This is a genomic window from Acinetobacter sp. 1130196 (assembly GCF_000588095.1).
In the GTDB taxonomy this organism is placed as follows: Bacteria; Pseudomonadota; Gammaproteobacteria; order Pseudomonadales; family Moraxellaceae; genus Acinetobacter; species Acinetobacter nosocomialis.
In genome coordinates, this window is sequence record NZ_JFWX01000046.1 from 20,305 (window position 1) to 27,353 (window position 7,049).

A 7,049-nucleotide genomic window follows, 5' to 3' on the forward strand; every position below is an offset into this window, starting at 1 on the left:
TTAAGTACTTATTTATGGATGTACAATAATCTTAACTGCCGACTCATTGTTATGAATTAAGGTTTCAAAACCCTGTGAAATCAAATCATCAAGTTGGATGCGCTGCGTAATAAAAGGTTCCAGATTTATTTTACCTTCTTCGACCAGTTTAATGGTTTCTTGATGGTCATTTACATAGGCAATTGTGCCTCTTACATCAAGCTCTTTCATTACTACACTGTGCACATTAATTGATGCTGGATGGCTCCAAATCGAAACAATAACAATAACGCATGTTGGTTTCACTGCCGCAACCAAAGTATCTAATACCTTGTTAACGCTACTACATTCAAACGCGACATCGACACCATCGCCATTAGTGATTTTCATGACCTCAGAAACAACATCAACTTCTGATGGGTCTAAAATATAATCTGCGACTCCCGACTCTTTGGCTTTTTCTTTACGTTTTGCACTTAGCTCAGTAATGATAACCTTAAGCCCTTTCGCTTTTAAAATTGCCGAAAGTAATAAACCAATTGGGCCAGCTCCGCCAACCAGTGCAATATCACCAGCCTTTGCACCACTACGTACGAAAGCATGATGACCAACCGATAACGGTTCAATTAAGGCTGCCTGATCTAGCGGAATTTTATTGGAAATTGGGTGTACCCAACGGCGTTTAACCGCAATTTTCTCCGACAAACCACCGCCACGGCCACCTAAACCAATAAAGTTCATATTTTTGGAAAGATGATAATTGTCACCCGGTCCAGTCGGCACATCATCGGCCACAATATAAGGCTCTACGACTACATGCTGGCCAATTTCAATATCATCAACATCTTCACCTACGGCATAAACCACACCTGAAAACTCATGTCCCATCGTAATCGGTGCAGATTCGCCTGAAATAGGATGCGGATGTCCACACGGTGGAATAAAAATCGGTCCTTCCATAAACTCATGCAAATCTGTACCACAAATTCCACACCAAGCCACCTTTATACCTACAGTGCCGGGAGTGACTTCTGGTTCAGGGATATCTTCAATACGAATATCGCCTCTGTCATAAAAACGCGCTGCTTTCATTATTATCTCCCTCAAATCAGGATGTTGTTTTAGCGATAGACAATTCCGCCGTCCGTTAAAATGGATTGACCCGTAATATAGTCCGAATCTTCACTTGCCAGAAAAGCAACTAATGCGGCTACATCGTCTGGTGTTTGGGCTCTACCTAAAGCAATACCTTCCACATATTTTTTATAAGTTTCACCTATAGCGGCACCGGTAATTTCAGCAAAACGTTTATCAATTTCAACCCACATGTCAGTTCCGACAATTCCGGGGCAATATCCATTTACCGTAATACCGTGACTGGCATATTCTTTTGCCGCGGCTTGGGTAAGTGCTCGTACCGCAAATTTAGTTGCCGAGTAAATACCGAGTAAAGCAAACCCGTCGTGGCCTGCAATTGAGCAAGCATTAATGATTTTACCTTTATGTTGCCGCTGCTTAAATTTTGTAGCAGCAGCCTGTATGCCCCACAGCACTCCACCAATATTAATATCAACAATTTTTTGAAATTCGTCAGGTGTGACATCAGCAATCGCTTGGACTTGTGCAATTCCAGCGTTATTAATCATGACATCAAACCCACCAAGAGTCTGCTCAGCATGATTTATAGCGGCATACACTTGCTCGCGGTCACTTACATCAGCAATAAATGTGCTCGCATTTACATCTAAAGCCTGAATTTCCTGCTGCACATCGTTTAGTCGATCTTGTTTCATATCCACTAATGCAATATGTGCCCCTTCTTGCGCCAAGCGCAGGGCAATCCCACGGCCAATGCCTTGAGCTGCCCCAGTTACTAAAGCGACTTTATTTTTTAATCCCTTAACCATGTTCAACTCCTGTAAATATAGAATTTCTACATATGAATTGCTCGTTGCATTGAAGCCAAAATGGATTCATGCATGGCTTCTGATAATGTTGGATGCGGGAAAATCACTTGAGCTAAACTTTCATCAGTTGCTTCTAGGTATTTGGCAATCGCAAATCCTTGGATATGTTCGGTCACTTCATGGCCGACCATATGTGCACCAAGTAATTCACCCGTCTCTGCATGTACCACCGTTTTAACGAAACCTGACGCATCTCCAATTGCCAAAGCTTTGCCATTTGCAGTTAAAGAAAATTTGCCGATTCGTACAGGTAAGTTCTGAGCTTTTGCTACATTTTCTGTTAAACCAATGCTCGCTACTTGTGGATGAGTAAAAATACAACCCGGAATCTGGCTACGATCGAGTGAATGGACGTTTGCTACACCAGCAATTTTCTCGACACATATCATGGCTTCATGACTTGCTTTATGGGCAAGACACGGTGCACCAGCCACATCACCAATCGCATAAAGCCCTGCTACGTTGGTTTTACAATAGTCATCAATTGCCACAAAACCTTGTGGATTGAGTTCTACACCTAAACGTTCTAGTCCTAGCCCCGTGGTATTCGGCTGTACACCAATTGCCGAAAGTACACGCTCAAAAACAAGCGTTTGAACATCATTTGCCGTTTCAACCACACAGTGAACTTGACCATTTTCAATTTGAATACTTTGAACGACAGCATCGGTTAAGACTTTCATTCCTTTTTGTTCAAATTGTTTTCTGACAAATTGGGCAACTTCTGCATCTTCGGTTGGTAAAATCTGCTTGGCTAAATCAATAAGGGTGACCTGACATCCTAAATCTTGATAAAGGCTAGCAAACTCACTACCAATTGCACCTGAACCTACAACCAGCAAACTTTTCGGTAACTGCTCTGGAACAAGCGCTTCTTTATAGCTCCAGACATATGTTCCATCGACAGGAAGCTGAGGAACATGTCGAGCTTTAGCTCCGGTTGCCAAAATGATATGTGGTGCACTCAAATCCTGACTATTACCTTGAGCATCTGTCACTTCAAGTTTTTCTTTTGCCGTAAGCTGAGCACGACCATTAAACACGGTCACCTGATTCTTTTTAAGCAAGTAATCGATGCCTTGTACTAATTGAGCTGACACTTGTCGGCTATGTTGCACAAGCTTTTGAATATCAAAATCGAGTTGGGATACCTGAAAACCAAACTGTCCGGCATGTTTAAACTGGGTTGCGAGCTCTGCCCCTGCAAGCAAAGCTTTGGTTGGAATACAGCCCCAATTTAGACAAATTCCGCCTAAATGTTGCTCTTCTACAATTGCGGTTTTTAACCCGAGCTGGGCTGCACGAATTGCAGCCACATACCCACCCGGTCCCGCGCCAATCACAATTAAATCAAATTGAGCTTCTGACATGGGGGTTCTCCTACACCAAAATTAAAGCAGGGTTTTCAACAAACTGCTTAAAGCTGGCCAAGAATTTCGCCCCAACTGCGCCATCAATGACTCGGTGATCGCATGACAATGTCGCTGTGACAATCTCACGAACCACTACATTGCCATTTTCAACAACAGCACGTGATTCAGAAGCACCTAATGCCATAATTGCACCTTGCGGTGGGTTGATAATGGCATCGAACTGTTTAATGCCTAACATTCCTAAATTTGAAATGCTAAAGCTGCCACCCTGAAACTCGTCAGGTTGTAACTTGCCAGTCTTGGCACGCGTTGCCAAATCACGCATGTCATCGGAAATCTGTGCTAAAGACTTCTGATTTGCTGCTTTTACAATGGGTGTAATTAAACCGTTTGGAATCGCTACAGCCACCGAAATATCCGCTTGAGAGAACTGTAAAATTGATTGAGTCGCCTCATCAAATTGAACATTCACCTCAGGTACTTTAATCAGTGCCGCCGCCGCTGCCTTAATTAGCATGTCATTAATCGAAAGTTTCACTTGTGGAACAGTCTCATTAATCTGCTTACGTAGTTTTTGCAAAGCCTCTACGTTAAGATCGACCACTAAGCGGAAATGCGGTGCGTTACGTTTTGCAGCCTGTAACCGTGAAGCAATTGCTTTCCGCATCCCATTCATCGCCACAGTAGTAATGGTCGATTGTGGTTGAGCTACACATTGCACAGGTTGTTCATTTACCGATGTTGGGTTATTACGATAGTAAACTGCCTCAACATCTTCTTTACAGACACGGCCACGAGTACCTGAAACACGGCAATCATTTAGGTTAATGCCCCATTGTTTTGCTAAACGGCGTGCTACAGGTGTCGCTAAAACTTGGCTATCATCGGCCGTAGATTTAACCACTTTAGCTTGAGTTTGCTGCTTAACATCAGGCCATTGACCACCAGCAGCCTGTACAGCCTTCTGGATGTCTTGAATACTAATACGTCCTTCACGACCAGAACCTGTGACTTTTGCCAAGTTTACATTGTGTTTTTCTGCAAGCTTCAAGGCATGCGGCGTTGCAAACAACTCATTAGATGTTTGATAACCTTGTAATGACTCTGGTACAGCGTAGTCATCTTTCGCTACCTTTGCAGGAGCTGAAGCACTAGCTGCTACAGTCTGTGGTTGTTCTGCTTTTTCAGCAACAGGTGCAGATGTTTCCGCTTTATTTTGCTCCGAAGGTGCTTGAGCTGCTGAACCACCTAGTGATGCGATAAACTTTTCAATTTCTGCATCAGAAACTTGGCTTTCAGCACATACGGCAAGAAGACCACCAACAGGTAAAGTATCACCATCTTTTGCTAAAATTTTACGGAGCGTTCCAGCAAAAGGCGCTTCTAACACATTGACGATTTTTGTGGTTTCAATTTCACAAATTTCATCGCCTTTATTAAAGCTATCCCCCTCTTTAATCAACCATTGGGCGATCGTGCCTTCTTCCATGGATAATCCCCATTTCGGGATCTCCAGCGTTTTAATTTCGCTCATCCTAAGCCTCCAATGTTTTTCGCACAGCTTGCTCAATACGCTCTATACTTGGAATCCATTCTTTTTCTAAAACTGGAGAGAATGGAACAGGCGTATGTGGTGGCGTTACGAGTTCAACAGGTGCTTTCAAATAGTGAAAACCTTTTTGGGCGATCAGGGCAGCAACATCATGACCAAAGCCACAGCGTGCTGCTGATTCATCCACAATAACCACACGCCCAGTCGATGCGACAGACTCTAAAATTCCTTCTTCATCTAGAGGTGAAATTGTTCGAGGATCTACGACTTCAACCGAAATACCACCTTTTGCCAGTTTGTCTGCAACCTCATTGGCATGGTGTACCATCAGGCCTAAAGCAATAATGGTTACATCTGTCCCTTCACGGGTGTAATTTGCTATACCAAAAGGAATGGTATAGGCATCATCTGGAACTTCGCCTTTAATGTCATAGAGCATTTTATGTTCACAGAACACTACAGGGTCATCATCACGAATAGCCTGAATTAACAGCCCTTTCACATCATATGGGCTAGATGGAACTACAACTTTTAAGCCCGGAACCGCAGCAAATACGTTATACGGTGACTGAGAATGCTGAGCTGCTGCAGAGAAACCCGCGCCGATCATGCCACGTACAACCATGGGTGCTTTTGCTTTTCCACCGAACATATAACGGAATTTAGCGGCTTGGTTATAGAGCATGTCATGACACACGCCGTAGAAATCCATAAACATTAAATCGGCAACAGGACGTAAACCTGTTGCAGCAGCACCAGCGGCCATACCGATAATTGCAGACTCGGTAATTGGCGTATCAATAACACGTTCCGAACCAAATTCTGTCCATAAACCTTTGGTTACGCCCAATACACCACCGAAACCTTCTAACTGGTTTTCTTCAGTTTTTTTACCACCGTGCCCACCGCGAACATCTTCACCAACAACAAATACGGTTGGATCACGGCGCATTTCTGATTCAATGGCTTCTTTAATTGCATTACGAAAACTTTTATTTGGCATCTTTACTATTCCTTTAGTAAGAGACATAGACGTCAGTAAGGAGTTGTTCTGGTTTCGGATATGCCGCAGCACGAGCTTTTGCAACAGCATCATCAACATTTGCCTTTGAAGCTGCATCAATCTCGTCTAGTTTGGCTTCATCAATTTTGCCTTTGACTTTCTCACGGAAAATTTTCAAAGGATCTTTATTTTCTTTGATGAACTCGACTTCTTCTTTAGAACGTATCAAGCCAGGGTCACCTTCGAAGTGGCCATAAAAACGGTTTGTGATGGTTTCAATCACGCTTGGACCTTCACCACGGCGCGCGCGTTCAATGGCAGTTTGAGCGGCTTCATAGACAGCAAAGAAGTCTGTACCGTCAACTTTAACTGCCGGTAAACCAAAGCCTGCTGCACGGCCAGCAATGTCTTTGCTTCCTACCGCGTAATCATGACCAGTACCTTCGCCAAAGCCGTTATTTTCAAAAACGAAAATTACTGGAAGTTTAAGAACAACAGCCATGTTCATCGCTTCAAAAGTAAGGCCTTGGTTTGAGCCGCCGTCACCTGTAAAAGACAGTCCGACGCCACCAGTCTTTAAGGTTTTTGCTGTCAAAGCTGCACCAATTGCTAAAGGAGGTCCACCACCCACAATCCCGTTGGCACCGAGCATACCTTTATCTAAGTCGGCAATATGCATAGAACCACCTTTTCCACGGCACAGCCCGTCATCTTTACCGAAAATTTCCAGCATCATGGCGTGAATGTCACAGCCTTTTGCAATACAGTGTCCATGTCCACGATGTGTTGAAGTGATATAGTCTTTGTCGGTTAAGTTCTCGCAAATCCCGACGGCTTTGTTGCATAAACATTCAAAAGCTGAGTTCTCCCCAATCCATTCAAATTTAAGACACAACTTGGGTGCGAGGTCTACCTAATTCCGTAAATCTATTCAGAACTGCCACACGCGCATGAATTTCATTGACCTGACTTTGAAAATGTCTTGCCGTCAGCCTATCACCTAATAATTTGATGCAATGCATCTTGGTTTCCACCAAACTACGACGGTGATAACCCGACCATTTTTTCCATAGGGTTCTGCCTAAATGTTTAACCGTTTGAAGTATCTCATTTCGTTCTATTGAACTTATTTTAGAATCTTTCCAGGGCTTGGCATTCTTTCTGGGTGGAATTAC

At 43.5% G+C, this 7,049-nt stretch carries 6 protein-coding genes and 1 pseudogene; all 7 read right to left on the minus strand.

Annotated elements, in window-relative coordinates; genetic code table 11:
• Nucleotides 1–12 precede the first annotated feature (12 nt).
• Nucleotides 13–1,071: a 2,3-butanediol dehydrogenase gene (locus J671_RS21250; protein WP_004887332.1), complete on the minus strand. Its 1,059-nt coding sequence runs from the start codon at nt 1,069–1,071 to the stop codon at nt 13–15.
• Nucleotides 1,072–1,100: 29 nt separating this feature from the next.
• The gene (locus J671_RS21255; protein ID WP_004708900.1) at nt 1,101–1,886 is read right to left on the minus strand and encodes an acetoin reductase; all 786 of its coding nucleotides are present in this window, start codon (nt 1,884–1,886) and stop codon (nt 1,101–1,103) included.
• A 26-nt stretch (nt 1,887–1,912) separates the two neighbouring features.
• Nucleotides 1,913–3,316: a dihydrolipoyl dehydrogenase gene (lpdA, locus tag J671_RS21260; RefSeq protein WP_004887334.1), complete on the minus strand. Its 1,404-nt coding sequence runs from the start codon at nt 3,314–3,316 to the stop codon at nt 1,913–1,915.
• A 10-nt stretch (nt 3,317–3,326) separates the two neighbouring features.
• Nucleotides 3,327–4,853: a 2-oxo acid dehydrogenase subunit E2 gene (locus J671_RS21265; RefSeq protein WP_031983336.1), complete on the minus strand. Its 1,527-nt coding sequence runs from the start codon at nt 4,851–4,853 to the stop codon at nt 3,327–3,329.
• A 1-nt stretch (nt 4,854) separates the two neighbouring features.
• Nucleotides 4,855–5,874 (minus strand): alpha-ketoacid dehydrogenase subunit beta, encoded by a 1,020-nt coding sequence (locus tag J671_RS21270; protein WP_031983337.1) that lies wholly within the window; start codon nt 5,872–5,874, stop codon nt 4,855–4,857.
• Between the two features lie 13 nt (nt 5,875–5,887).
• A pseudogene (locus J671_RS21275) lies at nt 5,888–6,709 on the minus strand (thiamine pyrophosphate-dependent dehydrogenase E1 component subunit alpha); the annotation flags it as partial.
• Between the two features lie 49 nt (nt 6,710–6,758).
• Nucleotides 6,759–7,049, minus strand: a 291-nt coding sequence (locus tag J671_RS21280) for an IS5/IS1182 family transposase (protein WP_031983339.1), incomplete at its 5' end; no start/stop codon positions are given.

Coding starts and splice junctions, on each gene's coding strand:
- lpdA (WP_004887334.1), bottom strand. CDS start 3,316: ATGTCAGAAGCTCAATTTGATTTAATTGTGATTGGCGCGGGACCGGGT.
- J671_RS21270 (WP_031983337.1), bottom strand. CDS start 5,874: ATGCCAAATAAAAGTTTTCGTAATGCAATTAAAGAAGCCATTGAATCA.
- J671_RS21250 (WP_004887332.1), bottom strand. CDS start 1,071: ATGAAAGCAGCGCGTTTTTATGACAGAGGCGATATTCGTATTGAAGAT.
- J671_RS21255 (WP_004708900.1), bottom strand. CDS start 1,886: ATGGTTAAGGGATTAAAAAATAAAGTCGCTTTAGTAACTGGGGCAGCT.
- J671_RS21265 (WP_031983336.1), bottom strand. CDS start 4,853: ATGAGCGAAATTAAAACGCTGGAGATCCCGAAATGGGGATTATCCATG.